Source organism: Pseudoflavonifractor gallinarum, from assembly GCF_014982855.1.
GTDB lineage: Bacteria > Bacillota > Clostridia > Oscillospirales > Oscillospiraceae > Pseudoflavonifractor_A > Pseudoflavonifractor_A gallinarum.
Genome location: NZ_JADCKF010000014.1, coordinates 1 through 20,344, shown reverse-complemented (window position 1 = coordinate 20,344; position 20,344 = coordinate 1). Strand labels below are relative to the sequence as shown.

16 protein-coding genes are annotated in these 20,344 nt (G+C 59.8%); 6 read left to right on the top strand and 10 right to left on the bottom strand.

The window, feature by feature from the left end:
- Positions 1-48 precede the first annotated feature (48 nt).
- Positions 49-3,045: a putative selenate reductase subunit YgfK gene (gene ygfK, locus INF37_RS13695; RefSeq protein ID WP_193538882.1), complete on the top strand. Its 2,997-nt coding sequence runs from the start codon at positions 49-51 to the stop codon at positions 3,043-3,045.
- Positions 3,046-3,198: 153 nt separating this feature from the next.
- Here ygfK and INF37_RS13690 read toward each other — a convergent pair whose 3' ends face one another.
- Entirely contained in the window at positions 3,199-3,879 is a 681-nt protein-coding gene (locus tag INF37_RS13690; RefSeq protein WP_193538880.1) for a YczE/YyaS/YitT family protein, read from the bottom strand.
- Positions 3,880-4,088: 209 nt separating this feature from the next.
- Between INF37_RS13690 and INF37_RS13685 the strand changes: the two genes are divergently transcribed.
- Positions 4,089-4,448, top strand: a complete 360-nt coding sequence (locus tag INF37_RS13685) for a hypothetical protein (RefSeq protein ID WP_193538878.1) — start codon at positions 4,089-4,091, stop codon at positions 4,446-4,448.
- A gap of 41 nt (positions 4,449-4,489) precedes the next feature.
- Here the strand turns inward: INF37_RS13685 and INF37_RS13680 are convergent, their stop codons facing one another.
- Genes INF37_RS13680 through INF37_RS13670 form a run of 3 tightly spaced genes read right to left on the bottom strand, consistent with a single transcriptional unit; the run spans position 4,490 to position 6,601 of the window.
- Complete coding sequence (locus INF37_RS13680; protein ID WP_101690954.1) at positions 4,490-4,954, bottom strand: PaaI family thioesterase; 465 nt, start codon at positions 4,952-4,954, stop codon at positions 4,490-4,492.
- Positions 4,938-5,858 carry a SufB/SufD family protein gene (locus tag INF37_RS13675; RefSeq protein ID WP_101691089.1) on the bottom strand — a complete coding sequence of 307 codons (921 nt, stop codon included), beginning with the start codon at positions 5,856-5,858 and terminating at the stop codon, positions 4,938-4,940. The genes INF37_RS13680 and INF37_RS13675 overlap by 17 nt, the downstream gene beginning before the upstream one ends.
- Before the next feature lie 2 nt (positions 5,859-5,860).
- Entirely contained in the window at positions 5,861-6,601 is a 741-nt protein-coding gene (locus tag INF37_RS13670) for an ABC transporter ATP-binding protein (RefSeq protein WP_101690953.1), read from the bottom strand.
- Between the two features lie 421 nt (positions 6,602-7,022).
- On the opposite strand from INF37_RS13670, the gene INF37_RS13665 reads away from it, so the two are divergent.
- Positions 7,023-7,724, top strand: a complete 702-nt coding sequence (locus INF37_RS13665; protein ID WP_193538876.1) for a ferritin-like domain-containing protein — start codon at positions 7,023-7,025, stop codon at positions 7,722-7,724.
- A 66-nt stretch (positions 7,725-7,790) separates the two neighbouring features.
- On the opposite strand, the gene INF37_RS13660 is transcribed toward INF37_RS13665, so the two are convergent.
- From INF37_RS13660 to INF37_RS13635, 6 genes are all read right to left on the bottom strand, one after another.
- Positions 7,791-9,002: an NADP-dependent isocitrate dehydrogenase gene (locus INF37_RS13660; protein ID WP_101690952.1), complete on the bottom strand. Its 1,212-nt coding sequence runs from the start codon at positions 9,000-9,002 to the stop codon at positions 7,791-7,793.
- A 160-nt stretch (positions 9,003-9,162) separates the two neighbouring features.
- A complete protein-coding gene (locus INF37_RS13655) occupies positions 9,163-11,313 on the bottom strand; it encodes a polyribonucleotide nucleotidyltransferase (RefSeq protein WP_186964037.1) in 2,151 nt (716 codons plus the stop codon).
- Positions 11,314-11,642: 329 nt separating this feature from the next.
- Entirely contained in the window at positions 11,643-11,909 is a 267-nt protein-coding gene (gene rpsO / locus INF37_RS13650; protein WP_087263108.1) for a 30S ribosomal protein S15, read from the bottom strand.
- A 291-nt stretch (positions 11,910-12,200) separates the two neighbouring features.
- The gene (locus INF37_RS13645; protein ID WP_193538874.1) at positions 12,201-13,256 is read right to left on the bottom strand and encodes a S1C family serine protease; all 1,056 of its coding nucleotides are present in this window, start codon (positions 13,254-13,256) and stop codon (positions 12,201-12,203) included.
- Positions 13,257-13,353: 97 nt separating this feature from the next.
- Positions 13,354-14,616, bottom strand: coding sequence for a sensor histidine kinase (locus INF37_RS13640; RefSeq protein WP_193538872.1), 1,263 nt, complete (start codon positions 14,614-14,616; stop codon positions 13,354-13,356).
- Positions 14,613-15,290, bottom strand: a complete 678-nt coding sequence (locus tag INF37_RS13635) for a response regulator transcription factor (RefSeq protein WP_193538870.1) — start codon at positions 15,288-15,290, stop codon at positions 14,613-14,615. The genes INF37_RS13640 and INF37_RS13635 overlap by 4 nt, the downstream gene beginning before the upstream one ends.
- Positions 15,291-15,466: 176 nt before the next feature.
- Here INF37_RS13635 and INF37_RS13630 point away from each other — a divergent pair, with 176 nt between their 5' ends.
- The 3 genes from INF37_RS13630 to INF37_RS15940 all read left to right on the top strand — a co-directional run bounded on the left by INF37_RS13630 (position 15,467) and on the right by INF37_RS15940 (position 20,219).
- The gene (locus tag INF37_RS13630) at positions 15,467-16,183 is read left to right on the top strand and encodes a polyphosphate polymerase domain-containing protein (RefSeq protein WP_328821085.1); all 717 of its coding nucleotides are present in this window, start codon (positions 15,467-15,469) and stop codon (positions 16,181-16,183) included.
- Positions 16,176-18,596: a carbohydrate-binding domain-containing protein gene (locus INF37_RS13625; RefSeq protein WP_193538868.1), complete on the top strand. Its 2,421-nt coding sequence runs from the start codon at positions 16,176-16,178 to the stop codon at positions 18,594-18,596. The genes INF37_RS13630 and INF37_RS13625 overlap by 8 nt, the downstream gene beginning before the upstream one ends.
- A gap of 192 nt (positions 18,597-18,788) precedes the next feature.
- Positions 18,789-20,219, top strand: coding sequence for a GNAT family N-acetyltransferase (locus INF37_RS15940; protein WP_328821084.1), 1,431 nt, complete (start codon positions 18,789-18,791; stop codon positions 20,217-20,219).
- The last annotated feature ends 125 nt before the right edge of the window (positions 20,220-20,344 follow it).

Here is a 20,344-nt window from a genome sequence, read left to right as displayed (position 1 = left end):
CCCTATTTGTCTGGAGAAAATACGGAAATAAGCCGGGAGGTTTTCTTTATGAGCGATATTATGCGTCCCATGTCCTTTGCCCATCTGATGAACTGGATCCTGACCGAGCATCATGACCAGGGTACTATCTTCGGCGTCTCTAAGATCGTCGAACACAAGGACGGCCAGGCCCGTCCCATCTTCCAGGAGAAGATTGAGTCTCCCTTTGGTCCGGCCGCCGGTCCTCATACCCAGCTGGCCCAGAACCTGATCGCCGCCTATGCCGGCGGCAGCCGCTTCTTCGAGGTCAAGACCGTCCAGATCATGGACGGCGACGAGCTGTCCAAGTGTGTGGCCAAGCCCTGTATCACCGCTGAGGACGAGTGCTACAACTGCGAGTGGTCCACCGAGCTCTATGTGCCCCAGGCCTTTGCCGAGTATGTGAAGGCTTGGTTCGCCTGCAAGTTGCTGGCCAAGGAGTACGGCCTGGGCGATCCTGACGGCTTCGTGTTCAACATGAGCGTGGGTTACGATCTGGCCGGTATCCAGTCCGAGAAGATCGACAAGTACCTCAATGAGATGCGGGATGCCTCCAACACCGAGGTGTGGAAGGAGTGCATGGACTGGGCCCTGAACAATCTGGACCGGTTCCAGAACGTGGACGAGGCCTATGTGAAGGCCATCACTCCCCGGATCAGTGAGTCTGTCACCATCTCCACCCTGCACGGCTGCCCCCCCGATGAGATCGAGCGCATCGCCAACCATCTCATCCAGAACAAGGGCTTCAACACCTTCATCAAGTGCAACCCCACTCTGCTGGGCTATGAGTTTGCCCGCAAGACCCTGGATTCCCTGGGCTTTGACTACATCCAGTTTGACGACCATCACTTCCTGGAGGATCTCCAGTTCTGCGACGCGGTGCCCATGCTCCGCCGCCTGATGGCCCTGTGCGCCGAGAAGGGCCTGGAGTTCGGCGTCAAGCTGACCAACACCTTCCCCGTGGACGTGGCCGCCGGCGAGCTGCCCAGCGAGGAGATGTACATGTCCGGCCGCTCCCTGTACCCCCTGACTCTGTCTCTGGCCGGCAAGCTCTCCCACGAGTTCGACGGCAAGCTGCGCATCTCCTACTCCGGCGGCGCGGATTATCACAACATCAAGGCTCTGGTGGACTGCGGCATCTGGCCTGTCACCATGGCTACCACCATGCTCAAGTCCGGCGGCTACAACCGTCTGGCCCAGATCGCCGCTCAGTTTGACGACAAGGAAAACGGCGCCTTCCAGGGCGTGGATGTGGCCAAGCTGGACGCCCTGCTGGCTCAGCTCTTTGCCGACTGCCACTACCAGAAGCCCATGAAACCTCTGCCCAGCCGCAAGCTGGACAAGAAGGTCCCCCTCATCGACTGCTTCACCGCCCCCTGCCGCAACGGCTGCCCCATCGAGCAGGATATTCCCGCTTACCTGATGCTGGTCAACGCCGGTAAGTATGAGGAGGCCCTGGAGGTCATCACCCACCGCAATGCTCTGCCCTTCATCACCGGCACCATCTGCTCGCACCGCTGCCAGGACAAGTGCATGCGCAACGCCTATGAGGAGAGCGTGTACATCCGTACCCAGAAGCTCAAGGCGGCTGAGGGCGGCTTCTCCGCTCTGCTGCCCAAGCTGAAGGCGGGCGCGCCGGTCTCCGGCAAGAAGGTTGCCGTCATCGGCGGCGGCCCGGCCGGTATGTCCGCCGCCTACTTCCTGGGCCGCGCCGGCGTGGACGTGACCATCTTTGAGCGCAAGGATTCCCTGGGCGGCATCGTGCGCCATGTGATCCCCGCCTTCCGTATCCCCGCCTCCGCCATCGACAACGATGTGAAGCTCATGGAGGCCATGGGTGCCAAGGTGGTCCTCAATACCGAGGTCAAGAGCGCGCAGGAGCTCTTTGATCAGGGCTACACCCACGTCATCTTCGCCACCGGCGCCTGGAACAAGGGCAGCGCCGGTCTGGAGTACGGCGAGGAGATGAACGTCATCGAGTTCCTGGAGAAGGCCAAGAAGGCCCCCGAGTCCCTCCAGCTGGGCGAGAACGTGGTGGTCATCGGCGGCGGCAACACCGCCATGGATGCCGCCCGGGCTGCCAAGCGCATCCCCGGCGTTAAGAAGGTCTCCCTGGTCTACCGCCGCACCAAGCGCTATATGCCCGCCGATCAGGAGGAGCTGGAGCTGGCTCTGGAGGACGGCGTGGAGTTCCGTGAGCTGCTGGCTCCCGTGGGTGTGAAGGACGGCGTCCTCACCTGCCACGAGATGGAACTGGGCGCTCCCGATGCGACCGGCCGCCGCACCCCCGTGGATACCGGCCGCGTGGTGGAGGTCCCCGCCTGCACCGTCATCACTGCCGTGGGCGAGAAGGTGGACACCGCTCTCTACACCGCCAACGGACTGGCTGTGGATAACCGCGGCAAGGCTGTGGTCAACGCGGAGACTCTGGAGTCCAGCATCAAGAACGTCTTTGTGATCGGCGACGGTCAGAAGGGCCCCGGCACCGTGGTGGAGGCCATTGCCGGCGCCACCAAGGCCGCTAAGGCGATCCAGGCCTTCGACACCGAGAAGTATGTGGAGAAGAACGTCAACGCCGACTACCAGGCTCCTCTGGCCAAGCGCGGCATCCTCTGCAACGACTGCAAGAGCTGCGACGAGATCCGCTGCCTGGGCTGCGCCACCGTCTGTGAGACCTGTACTGAGGTCTGCCCCAACCGCGCCAACGTGGCCGTCTGGGTCCCCGGAAAGCGGATGCGCCAGATCATCCATGTGGATGGCATGTGCAACGAGTGTGGCAACTGCGCCACCTTCTGCCCCTATGACTCCCGTCCCTACAAGGACAAGTTCACCCTCTTCTGGAGCGAGGAGGACTTCAACAACAGCGAGAACGAGGGCTTCCTCCGTCTGGAGGGCGATCTGACCCGGGTACGCCTGGGCGGCCAGGTCAAGGAGTACCACGTGGAGGACGCCTCCTGCGGCCTGTACGAGGACCTGCGGAAGCTCATCTGTGCGGTCTACGCCAATTACAGCTATCTGCTGAAGTAAGCGTGTTCCGATAAAAACCCCTTTCTTCTTTCTCAACTCTGCAAACGAGAATCCCCGCCCGGAGCGCATGCCGGGCGGGGATTCTCGTTGTATCATTCGGTTCAATGTATAAAGCTGCCGGTCTCCCGCGGGAGACCGGCAGCTTTCCTCTGTTCAGCTTTGGACGGAGACCTCGGACGGGTCGGCCTCCTCCGTTGTCCGGTCCAGGAGGCTCCCAAGCTTCTCCCGGAAAAAGCGGGAGATGCCGCCTACGGTGGCCGCCGCTACGATCGTGCCTTCCCGCAGGCCGCTGATGTGCCCCAGACAGAGCACCGATACCACAATGGCCGAGAGCACCATGCTCAGATCAAAGAGGGTCTTAATCGTCCCAAACTCGGCGTGGCTCTTGTAGCTGATGGCCTTGACCACCCCTTCGCAGGGCAGATAGAGCACATCGCCCAGCACCTCCAGCGCCACGCCCAGGCCCAGGATCACACAGCCCGCCAGGAGGGGAATCCATCCCATGGGGTAGGCGCCCACGGTCCAATCCCGCATCAGGTAGGTCCAGAGATCGATCCCCGCCGAGAAAATGACGGTAGCCGGCAGCTGGAGAAACTGAATGGGCCGAAATTCCCGTCTCAACAGCAGGATCTGGGCTCCCAGCGCCGCCAGATTTACCAGCAGCGTAAAGGTCCCCAGCGAGACGCCCGGGACCACAAAGGTCATGACATAGGCCAGACTGGAGATGGCACTGGTTCCCAGCCCCGCCTTGGTGATGAGCGCAATGCCCAGGGCAGACAGGACCACCCCTCCGAAAAAGATGCCGTACCGGCAGGCGAGTGTGTGACGCTGCATGATGCGCCCTCCCTCTTTTTCTAAAAAATATTTTTTATTACTTATAAAATTTTAGCATATTTAGACAGAAAAAGCAACCCCTCCACGTTCTTATATGTCTGGAATTGCATTTTATTTTTCAGGCTTTCCAGTCTGCACTTTCCGCCTTCTGCGGCATAAGATGGCACAGAAAGGGGGCGGTATGGATCGAAACCGAACGTTCTTCCCTTTTGGAGGGGCAGCGGGATGTAACGTGTACCATCCTCTTTCTGCTGTTTGCCGTCCTCTCTCTGCTGCTCGCCCTTCAGACAGCACTCTGGGAACGGGAATCTCTGGATGCCCAGCTGGAGGGCCGCACCCCCCGGGAAACCGACTCCCTCCCCCTCTCCTGGGGGAGTGCCGCCCTGGAGGTGGGGGGCGGACTCTTCTTTCTCTGTCTGGCCTGGAAAAATCAGCGCTCCGCCCCTGCGGAGGAGCGGCGGGCCGCCGGGCTGGAGAGTGCTGCCTCGCTCCTCACCCTCCTGGCGGCTCTGCTCCGCTTTCTCGCCCTGGAGAGCGGTACCCTTCCCACAGACGATACCCTCCCCTAGAAAAAAGCGGGACCATTTCCGTGGAAATGGTCCCGCTGGTTTTATTCGCTTTTCTGCGTCTGTCCGTATGCTTTGGCCCGCTCCACCAGCTCTTCAAAGTTGGGCAGGGGTTTATCGGTGAGGAAAAAGCTGAAGGTCCCCACCGCCACCAGCGCGCCCTCGTCGTTGGTGAGCTCCGCCCGATAGAGGGTAATGGTCTTCCCGATCTTCTGGGGAATGGCCACGCAGCGGATCTTTTTCGTGTTGACCGCCGGCCGGAGGTAGTCCATCCGACAGTCCATGGTCACGCCCACCCGGCCCCGGGTGGCCACCGCCGTACCGGTGACCGTGTCGGCCAGAGTGGCGAGACAGCCGCCGTGGACCATCCCCATGGGGTTGAGATGGGCCTCGGTGACGGTGATCTCCCCCTCCACATGGTCGGTCTCGATCAAGGTAAGCTCGATGCCGTTGTGCTCGGCAAAGCGGTTGCACTTGGCACGGGCCCGCAGGTTACTGTAAGAATCCATCCAAAATTTTCTCCTCTGCCTCTTCCTCGGTCAGGCCCAGCGTCATCAGCTTGAGGAGCTGATCGCCGGCGATCCGGCCGATGGCAGCCTCGTGGATCAGCTGCGCGTCCACATGGTTGGCCACGATGGCCGGGATAGAAGATACCTGGGCGTTCCCCATGATGATGGAGTCACACTGCACATGGCCGAAGCACTTGTTGTTGCCCGTCATCTTGGGGTAGAAGATCTGCTTGGACTCCTCCTGTGCCACGGAACGGGAGATCACCCGGCCGCTGGCCCCCTCGCCGTCCAGGATAATCTCCATGTCGGACTCGGCGGTCTGGCTGCCGTGGGTAAGGAGCTTTTCGGTGATGACCGCCTCGGCGTTCTTCCCCACTACGATCTTGGTGTCCCGCTTGGTGGAGTCCACGCCCCGGATCTGGGTGGTCTCCATCTGGATAGAGGCCCCCTCTTCCAGATAGACCACGGTCTGGGGATTGAAGATCCGCTCGCCGGTCCCCTCGCCCTCGCCGTAGTGGCGCTCCACATAGCGCACCTTGGAGTTCTTTCCGATGTAGAAGGTGTGCAGGCCGTCGTGCTGGGCGGTCTCACAGCCGGTATTGTGGATGCCGCAGCCCGCCACGATGTCGATGTCGCAGTCCTCGCCGATGAAGAAATCGTTGTAGACCAGCTCGGTGAAACCGGTGGCGTGGATGATGACGGGGATGTGCACCGACTCCTTCTTGGTGCCCGGCTTGACCCGGATATCGATGCCCGACTTTCCGTCGGTCTTGGTGGTAATGTCGATGTTGGCTGTGGTGGAACGGGAGTCCATCTGGCCGTTGACGCGGATGTTGTAGGCGCCCTGGGGGGTCTTTTCCAGGTCCGCGATCTCCTTGAGGAGCTTCCAGTCGGTCTTGTCCATCATTACTTGTTCGCCTCCTGGCTGAGATAGGTGCATCCGGCGGAGGTCCGCTCCAGAATGAGGGGGAAGATCTCCTCCTTGGGCCCGTGCTGGGCCACGCGTCCGTCCTCGATCATGACGATCTCGTCGGCCAGATTGATGATCCGCTCCTGGTGGGAGATGATGAGAAGGGTGGCCTCTCCCCGGGCATGGATGGCCTGGAAGGTCTCGGTCAGCTTGGCAAAGGACCACAGGTCGATGCCGGCCTCCGGCTCGTCAAAGATCATCAGACCGCTCTTGCGGGCCAGAATGGTGGCGATCTCAATGCGCTTGACCTCGCCGCCGGAGAGGGAGGCGTCCACCTCCCGGTCAATGTAGTCATGGGCACACAGACCCACCTTGGTCAGGTACTGGCAGGCCTCCTCCGTGGCCAGATTCTCCCGGCCGGAAGCCAAGCAGAGCAGATCCTTCACCCGCAGGCCCTTGAACCGGGGGGGCTGCTGAAAGCCGTAGCTGATGCCCATGCGGGCCCGCTCGGTGATGCTCTTTTCGGTGATGTCCACGCCATTCCAGAGGATGGAACCGCCCGTGGGCTGCACCAGGCCCATGACTGCCTTGGCCAGCGTGGTCTTACCGCCGCCGTTGGGGCCGGTGATGACCACCAGTTTATGATCCTCGATCTCGAGGGATACGTCGTTGAGAATACCAAGGGACTCGCCGCTCTCGTCCGCCACCTGGTATTTCAGCCCTTTGATTTCCAGCATAATACCGATACTCCTTGTATCCAGAGATATTCTTTTCTCAATGGTGTATTATAATACGTAAGAAACAAAGCCACAAGCCTTGAAAGCCCATGCTTACAAGGCACGATGGCTTTGTTTGGGCGCAGGGTTTTATCCCTGCGCCTTCCATCCGGGCCGTGTATGCCCGGATGGAAATACGCATTGCAACAATGGATCCTTCTTTTCCGAGAACTGCTGGCAGTTTTCGGAAAAGAATTGTGCGGCGCAGCCGCACGAATCAACCGCTATGCGGTTGATTCAGCAGGCATTATTATAGCATTCTTTCCCCCATTATACAAGCTTGCCCCCGCCAAAGCCCGTTATAGGATACCCAAAACAGGGGCAATTTCTTCGCCTCGGACATAGGATGGAGAGAAATCCAAACAAACGGGAGGTATTTCCCATGACGCAAGTTCCAACCCCCGCCGGCAGCCCGCCCACTGTGGACGGCCGGAACGAACAGGACTTTGCCCGGATCTGGGGCCGGGTCATGCCGCTGGAGCAGGCCGGATGTCCCATCCGGGTGGGGCGTCCGCCGGAGGAATCGCCCTCCGCCCCGCCCCAGGAGCGAGAAGACATGTGCTCCTCCACCCCCGCTGTCCCGGAAGTCCCCACTCCCCTGCCCTGTCCCCGGGAGGCTCCTCCCCTGTCCAGGGCCCACATCTCCCCCGCCGCGCAGCCGGACGTCCCCCTTCTGGGGGCGGGTTCCGCCGTCTACGGGGAACAGCTCCAGACGTACATTGACCAGGAGGCCGCCGACTGGCGGACCTACCTCTCCCTCTCCCGCCGCTCGCCCGGCGGGTGTGCCCGGGTACTGGCCGCTATGGCGGCGGAAGAACGCCGCCACGCAAAACGCCTCTCGGCGGCCTACTTTCTCATCTCCGGGGTGCGGTATTTTCCCTCCGAGGCCTCTCTGCCCACGCCCCGGGGTGCACTGCCTGCGGCTTTGCGGCAGTGCTTCTGTGCCGAGCAGCGGGGAGCGCTGGCCTATCTGGCCGCTGCGGAGGAGTGCTCCGACCCCGCCCTGCGCGCCCTCTACCAGGAGCTGGCCCGGGATGAGGCCCGTCACGCCCAGCTTCTGCGGGAGCTGGTGGAAGAGCTCTGAGTCCGCCCATAACAGCGGGCAGGCGCGGCCAATGGCCGCGCCTGCCCGATTTTTTCTGTTGTGCTCTTAGCGCCGCTTGTCCAGCTCCGCCTTGATGGCCTCCAGGAAGGCCCGGCTGTCCACCGCATTGGCAGGGGTCTCCCCCTCCCAGAGTCCGGCCAGGTCCTTGGTCATGGTGCCCCCCTCGATGGTGGCCAGGGTGGCCGCCTCCAGCTGGTCGGCAAACTCCCGCAGCTCCACCAGGCAGTCCAGCTCTCCGCGCTTGCGCAGGGCGCCGGTCCAGGCGAAGATGGTGGCCACCGGGTTGGTGGAGGTGCTCTCCCCCTTGAGGTACTTGTAGTAGTGGCGGGTCACGGTGCCGTGAGCGGCCTCGTACTCGTACTTCCCGTCGGGAGAGACCAGGACCGAGGTCATCATGGCCAGAGAACCGAAGGCAGTGGAGACCATGTCGCTCATCACGTCGCCGTCGTAGTTCTTGCAGGCCCAGATATAGCCGCCCTCGGAGCGGATGACACGGGCCACCGCGTCATCAATGAGGGTGTAGAAGTAGGTCAGGCCCATGGTCTCAAAGCGCTCCTGGTACTCCTTCTCATAGACTTCCTGGAAAATATCCTTGAAGGTGTGGTCATACTTCTTGGAGATGGTGTCCTTGGTGGCAAACCACAGATCCTGCCGGGTGTCCACCGCGTACTGGAAGCAGGCCCGGGCAAAGGAGTAGATGGAGGAGTCCTTGTTGTACTGACCCTGGAGCACGCCGGCGCACTCAAAGTCGTAGATGGTCTGGCACAGCTCCTGCCCATCCTCCCCGTGGAAGACCAGCTCGGCCCGGCCGGGGCCGGGGACCCGGTACTCGGTGGACTTGTATACGTCGCCGTAGGCGTGACGGGCAATGGTGATGGGCTTCTTCCAGTTCTTCACCACCGGAGAGATCCCCTTGACCATAATGGGGGCACGGAACACGGTGCCGTCCAGAATGGCCCGGATGGTGCCGTTGGGGGACTTCCACATCTCATGGAGCTGATACTCCTCCATGCGCTGGGCATTGGGGGTGATGGTGGCGCATTTCACCGCCACGCCGTACTTCTTGGTGGCCTCAGCGGCGTCCACCGTCACCTGGTCTCCCGTCCGGTCCCGCTCGGGAAGACCCAGGTCATAATACTCAGTCTTCAGGTCGATATAAGGGGTGAGCAGGATGTCCTTGATGTCCTTCCACAGGATGCGGGTCATCTCGTCGCCGTCCATCTCCACCAGGGGAGTTCTCATCTGGATTTTTGCCATAATACATGCACCTCCGAACGCAGTACGCGCTATGTTCTGCTGTTTCCTGTCTATTATACTGGGGTGGGCCTGCTTTTGCAATGTCAATTTATTATATTAATGTAACAAAGCAACAGCCGCCCCGGAACCTTGGTTTCGGGGCGGCTGTTCTGTTCATAATTTACTTCACGCTCTCACCGGCGGCCTGCTTGGCCTTGATCTCCTTCAGAGCGTCCTTGTAGGAGAGGTTCACACGGCCCTTCTCGTCGATATCGGTGACCTTGACCCAGATCATATCGCCGATGTTGACCACGTCCTCCACCTTCTCCACCCGGCGGTCGGCCAGCTTGGAAATGTGGACCATGCCGTCCTTACCAGGAGCCAGTTCCACGAAGGCGCCGAACTGGAGGATGCGGACCACCTTGCCGTAGTAGAGCTGACCCACCTCGGGCACAAAGACGATGGTCTCGATGATCTTCTTGGCGGCGTCGCAGCTCTCGGCATTCTCGCCGGCAATGTAGATGGTGCCGTCGTCCTCGATGTCGATCTTGGCGCCGGTGTCGGCACAGATCTTCTGGATGACCTTGCCGCCGGAGCCGATGACCTCGCGGATCTTGTCCACGTCGATCTTCATCTTCACCATCTTGGGGGCGGTGGGAGCCACCTCGGGCCGGGGCTCGGCGATGCAGGGCAGCATGATCTCGTCCAGGATGGCAAAGCGGGCGTCCTTGGTGATCTCCAGGGCTTCCTTGATGATCTCATGGGAGAGGCCGTCGTTCTTCAGGTCCATCTGGATGGCGGTGATGCCCTTCTTGGTGCCGGCCACCTTGAAGTCCATCTCGCCGTGGAAGTCCTCCACGCCCTGGATGTCGATGAAGGTGGTGAAGCCGCCGTTGTCGTCCTGGATCAGGCCGCAGGAGATGCCGGCCACGGGGGCCTTGATGGGCACACCGGCGTCCATGAGGGCCAGGGTGGAGCCGCAGATGGAGCCCTGAGAGGTGGAGCCGTTGGAGCTCAGGACCTCAGACACCACGCGGATGGCATAGGGGAACTCCTCCACGCTGGGGATGACGGGCTCCAGAGCACGCTCGGCCAGGGCGCCGTGGCCGTACTCACGGCGGTTGGTGGACCGGGCGCCGCGGGCCTCACCCACGGAGTAGGAGGGGAAGTTATAGTGGTGCATGTACCGCTTCTCGGTCTCCTCCCAGATGGTATCCAGCTTCTGGGCGGCGGAAAGGGTGTTCAGGGTACAGACGCTGAGCACCTGGGTCTGACCGCGGGTGAAGAGGCCGGAGCCGTGGACGCGGGGCAGCACGCCCACCTCGGCGGAGAGGGGACGGATCTCGTTCTTGGCGCGGCCGTCCACACGGTGACCCTCCAGAAGCCAGGCCTTGACGATCTTCTTCTGGAACTTGTAGGTGATCTCCTCCAGGTACTTGTCCATCTCAGGATAGTCCTCCAGGAAGAGCTCGTGCCAGTGATCGATCAGGGCATTCCAGCGGGTCTCGCGGACGTTCTTGTCGTCGGTGTCCATGGCGGCCTTGGCCTCGTCCATGGTGGCCTCCACGATCTTGTCGAAGAGCTCCTGATCAAAGTCCGCATGCTCATACTCCATCTTGGGCTTGCCGATCTCAGCCACAATGCCGTTGATAAAGGCCACCTGCTTGCGGATCTCCTCGTGGGCCTTCACGATGCCCTCGTACATGATCTCGTCGGGGATCTCCTTGGCACCGGCCTCGATCATGACCACCTTACCGTCGGTGGCGGCCACGGTCACGTCCATCTGGGAGGTAGCCCGCTGCTCCTGGGTGGGGTTGAAGACGATCTGGCCGTCGCAGTAGCCCACCTCCAGGCAGCCGATGGGGCCGGCCCAGGGAATGTCGGAGTAGGAGAGGCACACGGAGGTGCCGATCATGGCGGCCACCTCGGGGGAGCAGTCATAGTCCACGCTCATGACGGTGCAGGTAACGCACACGTCGTTGCGGAAGTCATAGGGGAAGAGGGGACGGATGGGCCGGTCGATGAGACGGGAGGCCAGCACGGCGGGCAGAGAGGGGCGGCCCTCCCGGCGCATGAAGGAGCCGGGGATGCGGCCCACCGCGTAGAGCTTCTCCTCAAAGTCCACGCTCAGGGGGAAGAAATCCACGCCGTCCCGGGGACGGGCGGAGGCGGTGACGGCCACCATGACGGTGGTCTCGCCGTACTTGACCATGCAGGCGGCGTTGGCCAGCTCGGCCACCTTGCCGATCTCGATGACCAGGGGGCGGCCGGCCAGGTCCATGGAATAGGTCTTGAAGCCGGGGAATTCTCTGTGCTTGATAACAGTAGACATATGTTGTCCTCCTTTTCGCTGGCACAGCAGAGCCCGTCGGCCTTTTAGCACTTGAATCCAAGGCGAATCCCCATTCGTCCCGCATTCAACTGCTAAAAAAGCGTTCCGGCTCTGCGTGTCGTGTTCGGTGAAATGATAATTGGAGAAAAGGGTGGTGTGGAATCCCACACCACCCCTATTTTCTCATGCTGCGCGTCCTCCGCAGCGGCACACGGCGCACCGCTCCGCGAAAAATCCGCGCCGCCGGGGCGGCACCTGTTTTTCCGTCTGCGCGGTCTCCTGTGCACCTGCTCCCGGACGCTCCGCGCTTCCGGCGTTACGCTTGGTTCTTACTTGCGGATGCCGAGCTTGGCGATGATCGCACGGTAACGCTCGATGTCCTTGGCAGCCAGGTAGTCCAGCATCTTGCGGCGCTTACCGACCATCTTGAGCAGGCCGCGGCGGCTGTGGTTGTCGTGGATGTGCACCTTCAGATGCTCGGTGAGCTCCTGGATGCGGGCAGTCAGGATCGCGATCTGGACCTCGGGGGAACCAGTATCGGTCTCGTGGGTGCGGTTGGCCTCGATAACAGCCGTCTTCTCGTCCTTACGGATCATGGGAAAATTCCACCTTTCTGATATTCTTCCCGGTAACTGAGTGCAGGGCGGGTGAATCCCCCGCGTCAAAGCGGGCAAACTCCCTGGACTAAGTCACGGGACTGCACCTAATGCGTGCTTGTCTACTATATCATAGTTTATTCCATGTGTAAAGAAAAAAATCAAAGATAAATCCAGCAAAAGAGACCATTTTTGATGAATCTCAGTACAAAATTTCTCTCGACACGCTGTTTCCAATTAAAATACAGGTCCCGCTCCGGTGTCGGCGGAGCGAAACATCATCCCCGCTTCTTATGCGCTCGGCCAGGTTTCCCACCGGCCCGGCCTATCCCATCCGGTCTGCTGGGCCGCGCTGGAGCTGGTTGAACTTCCTTGCGTGGTTTGGGTCATGAGCTCAGTAATCCGCTCCGCCACATCCGAGATGGGGATGGCGTAGCCCATGCCCTCCACATCGGTATCCGAGAACTTGGCGGTGTTGATGCCGATGAGCTCCCCATCCAAATTGAGCAGTGTGCCGCCGCTGTTGCCCGGGTTGATGGCGGCGTCCGTCTGAATATAGGAGGCGGTGGTGCCGCTCTCATTGGTGAGGCTGCGGTCTAGGGCGCTGACAATGCCCGTGGTCACCGACTGGCCATAGCCCAGGGCATTCCCGATGGCCACGACCTGTTCCCCTACTTCCAGCTCATCCGAGTCCCCGATGGAAATGACTGCGATCTGGGACAGCGTATCCGAAGACAGGTCGGCAACAGCCACCTTGATCACCGCAAGGTCGGCCTCCTCATCAGTCCCGCATAGCTGGGCCTCATAGACCGAGTGATCCACAAAGCTCACCGAGAGGGTGGTGGCGTTTGCCACCACATGCTGATTGGTGACCATGTAGAGGTAGGTCCCGTCGTTGGCAATGATGACTCCTGAGCCGCAGCTGGTGGTCTCCTCCAACTGGGTCTGTCCCGCTCCGTTAGGCCCAAAGCGGTTAAAGTAGCTGCGCACCTCCTGTACGGAGATGTTGGTGATGGCCACCACGCTGGGCAATGCGGCAGAGGCGATGTCCGACACATCCATGCCATACCGGGCGGCAGCGTAGGAGGTGCTGGCCAGAGTGGTAACTACCTCCCCCGAAGTCCCGGCGCTTAGGGTACCTTCCGCCTCGCTCTCCGGAGAGAGCATTTTCCCCACACCATAAAAACTTCCGGCGGAGACCGCCCCGAACAGTGCGGCGCTCAGCACCAGAGAGGTCAGCCGCCGCCAGGCCTTCTGTGCGGGCTTTTTTGCCCTCCGGTCCATTTGCGGCATGGGAGTCGGGGGGAAGGGGGATGGATTTTCCATAGAGATATCTGTTTTTTTCATAGGACATACTCCTTTTCCATTTGGCGTATTTCTCTCAGGTTTCTGCCATCAGGATAAAAGAGCAACCCTAATTGAACTTAAAAATCAAACGAAACTGTCATCGCGGGAGAAGGACCACCACTGACAGTGTCGTTCCCTCCGGGCTCTCCGCCCGGATCTTTCCCTTATGGGCCACCACGATGCTCCGGGCAATGGACAGTCCCAGCCCGTAGCCACCGGTCTGACTGTTGCGGGACTGGTCCGTCCGGTAAAACCGATCGAAGAGATGGGAGAGCTTTTCCCGCTCCAGCGGCCGCTCGACGGTATTGGACACGGTCAGCTGGAGGGTCCGCCCCTGCTTTTCCAGCCGCAGCTCTATTTTTCCTCCCCTTGGGGAATATTTCAAGGCGTTGTCCAACAGGATGGAGATGAGCTTTCGGATGTTTTTTTCATCCCCCGTAAAGGAGAGCATGGGCTGGATGGAGAGAGAGAAGTCCTTTTCCTGGCTCTTGGCGGGGGCCTGGAAGGAGTCGGCCATCTCCTCTGCCACGTCGGAAATGGGAAACTCAATGCACTGCAGCTTGGGCTGCTCCTCCTCCATGCGGGAGAGATAAATGAGATCATTGGTCAGCTCGGTCAGGCGCCTGGCCTGACGGCGGATGTCGGTGAGCCACTGGTTTTCTCCGCACTCCATCTCTGCCAGATCCGCGTCGGCGCTGATGATGGTCATGGGGGTCTTCAGCTCATGGCCGGCGTCGGTGATGAATTGCTTCTGCTTTTCATAGCTCTCCGCCACCGGCCGGACAATATGCTTGGACAGGATCAGCAGCAAAATCAAGACCGCCGCCAGCCCCAGCAGGGCCAGCGACAGGCTGGCAAGGAGGGTGGTGCGGAAGGAAGAGAGGCTGCGGCCGCAGTCCAGAAAAATGACCCGGCTGCCCAACTCGTCATCACAGAGCAGATAGCGGTAGTTTCCCCAGAAACCGGCGCTGTGCCCGGATTTCACTACACTCTGAGCATAGGCGGCGGCGTCCTCGGCATCCACAGCGGCGATCTGGCCGGTGTCTGTCTGGAGCACCTGGCCGTCTTCGCCGAGGAGAACCGAAAAGAAGCGGGACTCATACGGCGTCTCCGGGGACATGCCCCGCTGGTCAAAGAGGTCCGGTTTCCTTCCCAGCTCACCGGGCGGGGGTTGCTGGAGCCCTCCCTGGTGTTTGGGGAAGGTCCCGTCATTGGTGGCCAGCACAGCCAGGATGGCATCGGCGTCAGAGACCACCTTGTGATAGCTCATCAGGTTCACGCCCCCCAGGATCACCAGCAAGACGATGGCCAGGGAGAGCATACAGGCGGCGATCAGCTTATGCCGCAGACGTCTGATCATGGCCGCTCCTCCAGGGAATAGCCCGCGTTGCGGGTCGCCTTAATTTGAATATCCGCCTGAAGGGCCGCGAGCTTTTTCCGCAGATAGGAGATATACACCCACACCACATTCAGCTCCACCTCGCTGTCATAGCCCCAGATCCGCTCGAAAAACCGCTCGCTGGAGATGAGCTGCCGGGGATTGCGCAGGAGCAGCTCCATCATCTGATATTCCTTGTTGGCCAGGCGGAAGCTTCCGTGGGGAGAGGATAGCTCATAGGTAGTCTGATCCAGGGTGATGTTGCCCAGGCTCAGGCGGCTGGTCAGCTGGCCGCCGGTCTGGCTGCGGGTTATGGCCCGGATGCGCGCCATGAGCTCCTCGGTGGAAAACGGCTTGGTGAGATAATCGTTGGCCCCGGTGTCCAATCCGGTCACCTTATCCTCTATTTCTGACCGGGCGGTGAGCAGCAGCACCGGGATGGGATTCCCCGCCGCCCGCAGCCGCCGCAGGACCTCCAGTCCATCCAGCTTGGGCATCATGATATCCAGGATCAGGGCGTCGTAATTCCCCGCCTCCAGATAATCCAGGGCCTCTTCCCCGTCATATACCACGTCAGCGGAATAGTTGTGCTTTTCCAGCAGGGCCACCACGGCCCGGGACAGGGACCGCTCGTCCTCTGCCAATAAAATGCGCATTGCGCCACCTTCTCTCCTGTGTTATAAGGCAAGAATAGCATACGCTCCTTAACTCTAATTAAAAGAATAGCACCGGGGGCGAAAAATGTCAGCCGAAAAGAGTGGGCGGATTTTAAGTTCAATTAGGGTTGGATCTCTATACTGACCTCACGATGTTCAAAAAGGAGGCCACACCCGTGAAAAATCAGATGGTCTTTCAGCGATATGAGATCAAATATCAGATGAGCCGCCGGCAGCAGCAGGCCATCCTGGCCGCGATGGCGCCCTATGTGGTGCCCGACGAGTACAGCCACAGCTCCATCCGCAATCTCTACCTGGATACCCCCGACTTCCGCCTCATCCGCCGCAGCCTGGAGCGGCCGGTCTACAAGGAAAAGCTCCGTGTCCGCAGCTACGGCCGGGCCGGTCTGGAGGCGCCGGTATTCGTGGAGTTGAAGAAGAAATACTGTTCCGTGGTCTACAAGCGCCGTCTCACCATGCCCCAAAGGGAGGCCCTGGACTGTATTGCGGGCAGTGCCTCCTGGCCGGAGACCCAGATCGGCGGGGAGCTGGCCTATACGGCGGGATTTTACGCCGCCCTACGCCCGGCCGTCTTCCTCTCCTATGAGCGGGACTCCTACCGTGGGGTGGAGGACGAGGCGTTCCGGGTCACCTTTGATACTGAAATCCGCTACCGCCAGGAGGCTCTTACCCTGAACTCTGACCCCTGGGGCATTCCCATCCTTCCTGCCGACCAGGTGCTCATGGAGGTCAAGACCGCGGGCAGCCTGCCCCTCTGGATGGCCCGTACCCTGTCCGAACTGGGCATCTTTAAAACTTCTTTTTCCAAATATGGAACCGCCTATCAAACAATCCTGCTTTCCCAGCAGAGAGGAGAACAAAAATATGCCTGACAACTTGTTTCAAGGTCTCTTCGATACCGCTTTGACTAATACCATTGCCCCCGGCGCCTTTCTGCTGTGTGTGGGGGTGTCCCTGATTCTGGGCCTTCTGTTGTGTGCCATGACCCTGTGGCGCTCCCACTTCAGCCGGAGCCTGGCCGTAACACTCGCCATCCTGCCCGCAGTGGTCTGCGTGGTCATCCTGATGGTCAACGGCAATGTGGGCACCGGGGTGGCCGTGGCCGGAGCCTTCAACCTGGTGCGCTTCCGCTCTGCCCCGGGCTCCGCCCGGGAGATCGGGGCCCTCTTTGTGGCCATGGGAACAGGCCTCATTACCGGCATGGGCTACCTTGGTTATGGGGCTCTCTTTACCCTCATCCTGGGCGGAGCCATGATGCTCTATAACGCCCTGAGCCTGCGTCCCTGGGCCCAGAATACCCCCGAGCGCACCCTCCATATTACCATTCCTGAGGACCTGGACTATGCCGGGGTATTTGATCCCGTTTTGCATCAGTATGCCCGCCGGTATTCCCTCACGCAGGTCAAGACCACCAACATGGGCAGTCTCTTTAAGCTGACCTATGATCTGACCTTAAAGGACCCTTCCCAGGAAAAACGCTTTATCGACCAGCTGCGGCTGCGCAACGGGAACCCTGGAGATCTCCCTGGGCCACCAGGATACCAGCGCCGCCGCCCTGTAAAGGAGGAAGTTTTTATGAAACACCCAATCCTGCGGCTGACCCCTCCCCTGCTGTCCGCTCTGCTGCTCCTCAGCAGCTGTGGAGCGCAGAACACCCAGGCTACTCCCTCTGCCGCCGTTGAAACTGCCGCTCAGACGGCAGAGCCCACTGCTGCCGCCATCGATACCCAGGCGCTTTTCAGTGACCGGGACCTGGCGGGCACCTATGACGAGAGCGCCGCCATCCCCATCCAACTCAATGGGGACAGCGCCTCCTGCGCCTCCGATGCCGTGACCATCGAAGGCAGCCGGGTCATCCTATCCTCCGAGGGCGTATATCTCCTCTCGGGCACCCTCACGGACGGGCAGATCGTCGTCAACGCCGGCGAGAGCGACAAAGTCCAACTTGTCCTCAACGGCGTGGATGTGACCAGCGCCACCTCCGCTCCCATCTATGCTCTGTCGGCGGATAAGGTGTTCCTTACCCTGGCCGATGGGACTGAGAACTACCTTGCCAATGGCGGGGAGTATGTGGCCATAGATGAAAACAACATTGACGCGGTTCTTTTTTCCAAGACCGACCTGACTCTCAACGGCACCGGCAGTCTTACCATCCAGTCTCCGGCCGGGCACGGGGTGGTGTCCAGGGATGAGCTGGTGATCACCGGCGGCAGCTATACCATCACTGCCGCCAACCACGGCCTGTCCGGAAAAGACAGCATCGCCATTGCCGACGGCAGCTTTACCATTACCTCGGGTAAGGACGGCCTCCATGCAGAGAACAGCGACGATCCCTCTCTGGGCTTCCTCTACCTTGCTGAGGGCAGCTTCTCGGTTACCGCGCAGGGAGATGCCATCAGCGCCGCCGGCGCCCTCCAGATCGACGGAGGGACCTTTGACCTACACACGGGGGCAGGCAGCGCCAGCGTAGATCTAAGCAGTAGCGAGGATGCGTTTGGCCCCATGGACGGTGGACAGCAAAAGAGCGGGGTAGCGCAGAGTGAAACCACTGCCGCAGAGACCGAAGCGGACACCGTGAGCCAGAAGGGCATAAAGGCCGAGGGCAGCTTCACCATAGCGGGCGGTACTTTTACCCTGGATACCGTCGATGACGGCCTCCACGCCGGCGGGGAGGCTCTCATCACCGGCGGCACCTTCTCCCTCCGCAGCGGTGACGACGCCATCCACTCCGACGCCGCCCTCACCATCCAGAACGGCTCCTTTACCATCCCCTATTGTTACGAGGGGATCGCGGGGTTGAGCATCACAGTTGATGGCGGCACATTCGACATTACCTCCTCCGACGACGGGCTCAACGCCGCCGGAGGGGCCGACAGCTCCGGTTTCCGCGGACCTGGCGGGCAGTCACAAGACACCTTTTCCAGCGGCACGGACAGCTTTATCCTCATCAACGGCGGAGAGTTCACCATTGTCTCCACAGGGGACTGTGTGGATTCCAACGGAGATCTGGGAGATCTGACCGTCAACGGCGGAACGTTGGATCTGACCTGCAATGGCAGCGGCAATACGGCGCTGGACTGCGACGGCACTTATACCAACAACGGCGGCACAGTCACCACCAATGACGGCTCAGAGCAAAATCCCGGCCAGATGGGGGGCGGTATGGGCGGCCGCGGTGGTCTCCGCGGCAATCCGGGCACCCAACCCAGCGGTGCTCCCTCTGAGAATGGAGATCGTCCCCAGCCACCGCAAGACAGTGCCCAGGAGGCTCCTTCCGAGGCGTAACCTATTGACTTTTCCTCCATGCAGGCGTATAATACCCCAAAAATCGCAGGAGGTGTGACAATGCACAGCCATTTTTATGTTTGCCATGTGGACCATGTATTTGGTAACCCTATGCCTACTTGCTGCATGGGGCTTACATTGTCATACTCTTTTTTCCAATAATCCAGGCGGATCTGGAGTGAAAACAGAGCAGTGTGGGCCAAAACCTTCCACGGTTGGCCCGCACTGCTTTTTTATTTTGTACGCTACATGGAAAGGACTGATTTTATGGCGATCCACAGGGGAACCCAAACCATTGAAACCCAGAGACTTCTTCTCCGCAGAGCCGTACCGGAAGATGCGCAATCGATGTTTGACAACTGGGCCTCCGATCCGGACGTGGTAAAATACTTGACCTGGCCCGTCCACAGCAGTGTAAAAGCTTCCCAACAGGTTCTGCAGGATTGGATCAATCACTACGTCCAAAGCGATTACTACCAGTGGCTCATTGTCCTAAAAGAGGTGGGACAGCCCATCGGAAGTATCAGTGGCATGGACCCCAACGAACAGCTCTCTTCCATTGAAATCGGATATTGCATCGGACGACGCTGGTGGCATCAGGGCATCATGACCGAAGCGCTGCAAGCGGTCATCCACTACCTTTTTGACACCTGTGATTTCAACCGCATCACTGCCAGACACGACCCCAACAATCCCCATTCTGGCGCTGTCATGAAAAAATGCGGCATGAAATATGAGGGTACCACCAGGCAGTCCGGCCGCAACAACCAGGGGGTCTGTGATACCGCCCATTACGCCATTCTGAAAAATGACTGGGACAGACCCGCGCTTTTTTCAAATGGCCTCTCGTTTAAAAATGACACCGAACTTGTACAGACCCTGTATTCCCGCTTAGACGAAAACAGCCGTCTGAATCGCTCCAAAGCTGCCCGTGTGGAGTTCTTGACCACGGTGCGGTATATAGAGCAGTACCTTGCTCCGGAGGCAAAGATCCTGGATGTAGGAGCCGGCGCAGGGGAATATAGCCTGTATTTTGCCCGCAAGGGCTATGCCGTCTCCGCTTTGGAACTGTCCGACCGAAACATCGAAGCTTTTCAAAAAAAGCTGACTCCTCAGGACTCCATTAATTTGGTACAGGGCAACGCTATGGATCTCAGCCGCTACCCCGACGATTCCTTTGATATCGTCCTTCTCTTGGGCCCCCTGTACCACTTACACAGTGAAGCGGACAAGCTCCGGTCCATTGCCGAGGCAAAGCGTGTGTGCAAACCCGATGGCAAACTGTTCTTTGCGTTTATTTCCAATGACATGGTCATACTCACTATGTTCCACGAGATACCGGACTATTTTGTAAACGGGGACTACAACAAAGAAACATTCCGCTGTGATGATTTCCCCTTTGTATTTCATACCATTGACGCCTGTCGGGATCTGCTCCGTGCGGGTGGTATTAAAATCTTGCACGAGGTCGCCTCCGACGGTATCAGTGAACTGCTTCACGATAAGATCAATGCAATGGATGACGAGAGCTATGCCCAATATCTGCGGTATCACTTTTACATCTGCGAAAAGCCCGAACACCTGGGCGCCTCCGATCACCTGCTGTTTATCGGTGAAAAATAAAGGTAGTGTCAAGAGTTTTGCGCAAATTGGTTTACAGCCCCTGGCATGAATGAAGTTAGCCAGCAATGGAGGCATCCTCAAAGGCTGCTTCCAGGTGCTTCATATTCATGTATTTCTTGTTGCCC

What these genes read in the sequence shown, in the direction of transcription:
- rpsO (WP_087263108.1), bottom strand. Translation starts at nt 11,909, where the DNA reads ATGATCCGTAAGGACGAGAAGACGGCTGTTATCGAGGCCAACCGCACC.
- INF37_RS13645 (WP_193538874.1), bottom strand. Translation starts at nt 13,256, where the DNA reads ATGAAAAAAACAGATATCTCTATGGAAAATCCATCCCCCTTCCCCCCG.
- INF37_RS13660 (WP_101690952.1), bottom strand. Translation starts at nt 9,002, where the DNA reads ATGGCAAAAATCCAGATGAGAACTCCCCTGGTGGAGATGGACGGCGAC.
- INF37_RS13670 (WP_101690953.1), bottom strand. Translation starts at nt 6,601, where the DNA reads ATGCTGGAAATCAAAGGGCTGAAATACCAGGTGGCGGACGAGAGCGGC.
- INF37_RS13680 (WP_101690954.1), bottom strand. Translation starts at nt 4,954, where the DNA reads ATGGATTCTTACAGTAACCTGCGGGCCCGTGCCAAGTGCAACCGCTTT.
- ygfK (WP_193538882.1), top strand. Translation starts at nt 49, where the DNA reads ATGAGCGATATTATGCGTCCCATGTCCTTTGCCCATCTGATGAACTGG.
- INF37_RS13625 (WP_193538868.1), top strand. Translation starts at nt 16,176, where the DNA reads ATGCCTGACAACTTGTTTCAAGGTCTCTTCGATACCGCTTTGACTAAT.
- INF37_RS13675 (WP_101691089.1), bottom strand. Translation starts at nt 5,858, where the DNA reads ATGGACAAGACCGACTGGAAGCTCCTCAAGGAGATCGCGGACCTGGAA.
- INF37_RS13640 (WP_193538872.1), bottom strand. Translation starts at nt 14,616, where the DNA reads ATGATCAGACGTCTGCGGCATAAGCTGATCGCCGCCTGTATGCTCTCC.
- INF37_RS13655 (WP_186964037.1), bottom strand. Translation starts at nt 11,313, where the DNA reads ATGTCTACTGTTATCAAGCACAGAGAATTCCCCGGCTTCAAGACCTAT.
- INF37_RS13635 (WP_193538870.1), bottom strand. Translation starts at nt 15,290, where the DNA reads ATGCGCATTTTATTGGCAGAGGACGAGCGGTCCCTGTCCCGGGCCGTG.
- INF37_RS13665 (WP_193538876.1), top strand. Translation starts at nt 7,023, where the DNA reads ATGACGCAAGTTCCAACCCCCGCCGGCAGCCCGCCCACTGTGGACGGC.
- INF37_RS13690 (WP_193538880.1), bottom strand. Translation starts at nt 3,879, where the DNA reads ATGCAGCGTCACACACTCGCCTGCCGGTACGGCATCTTTTTCGGAGGG.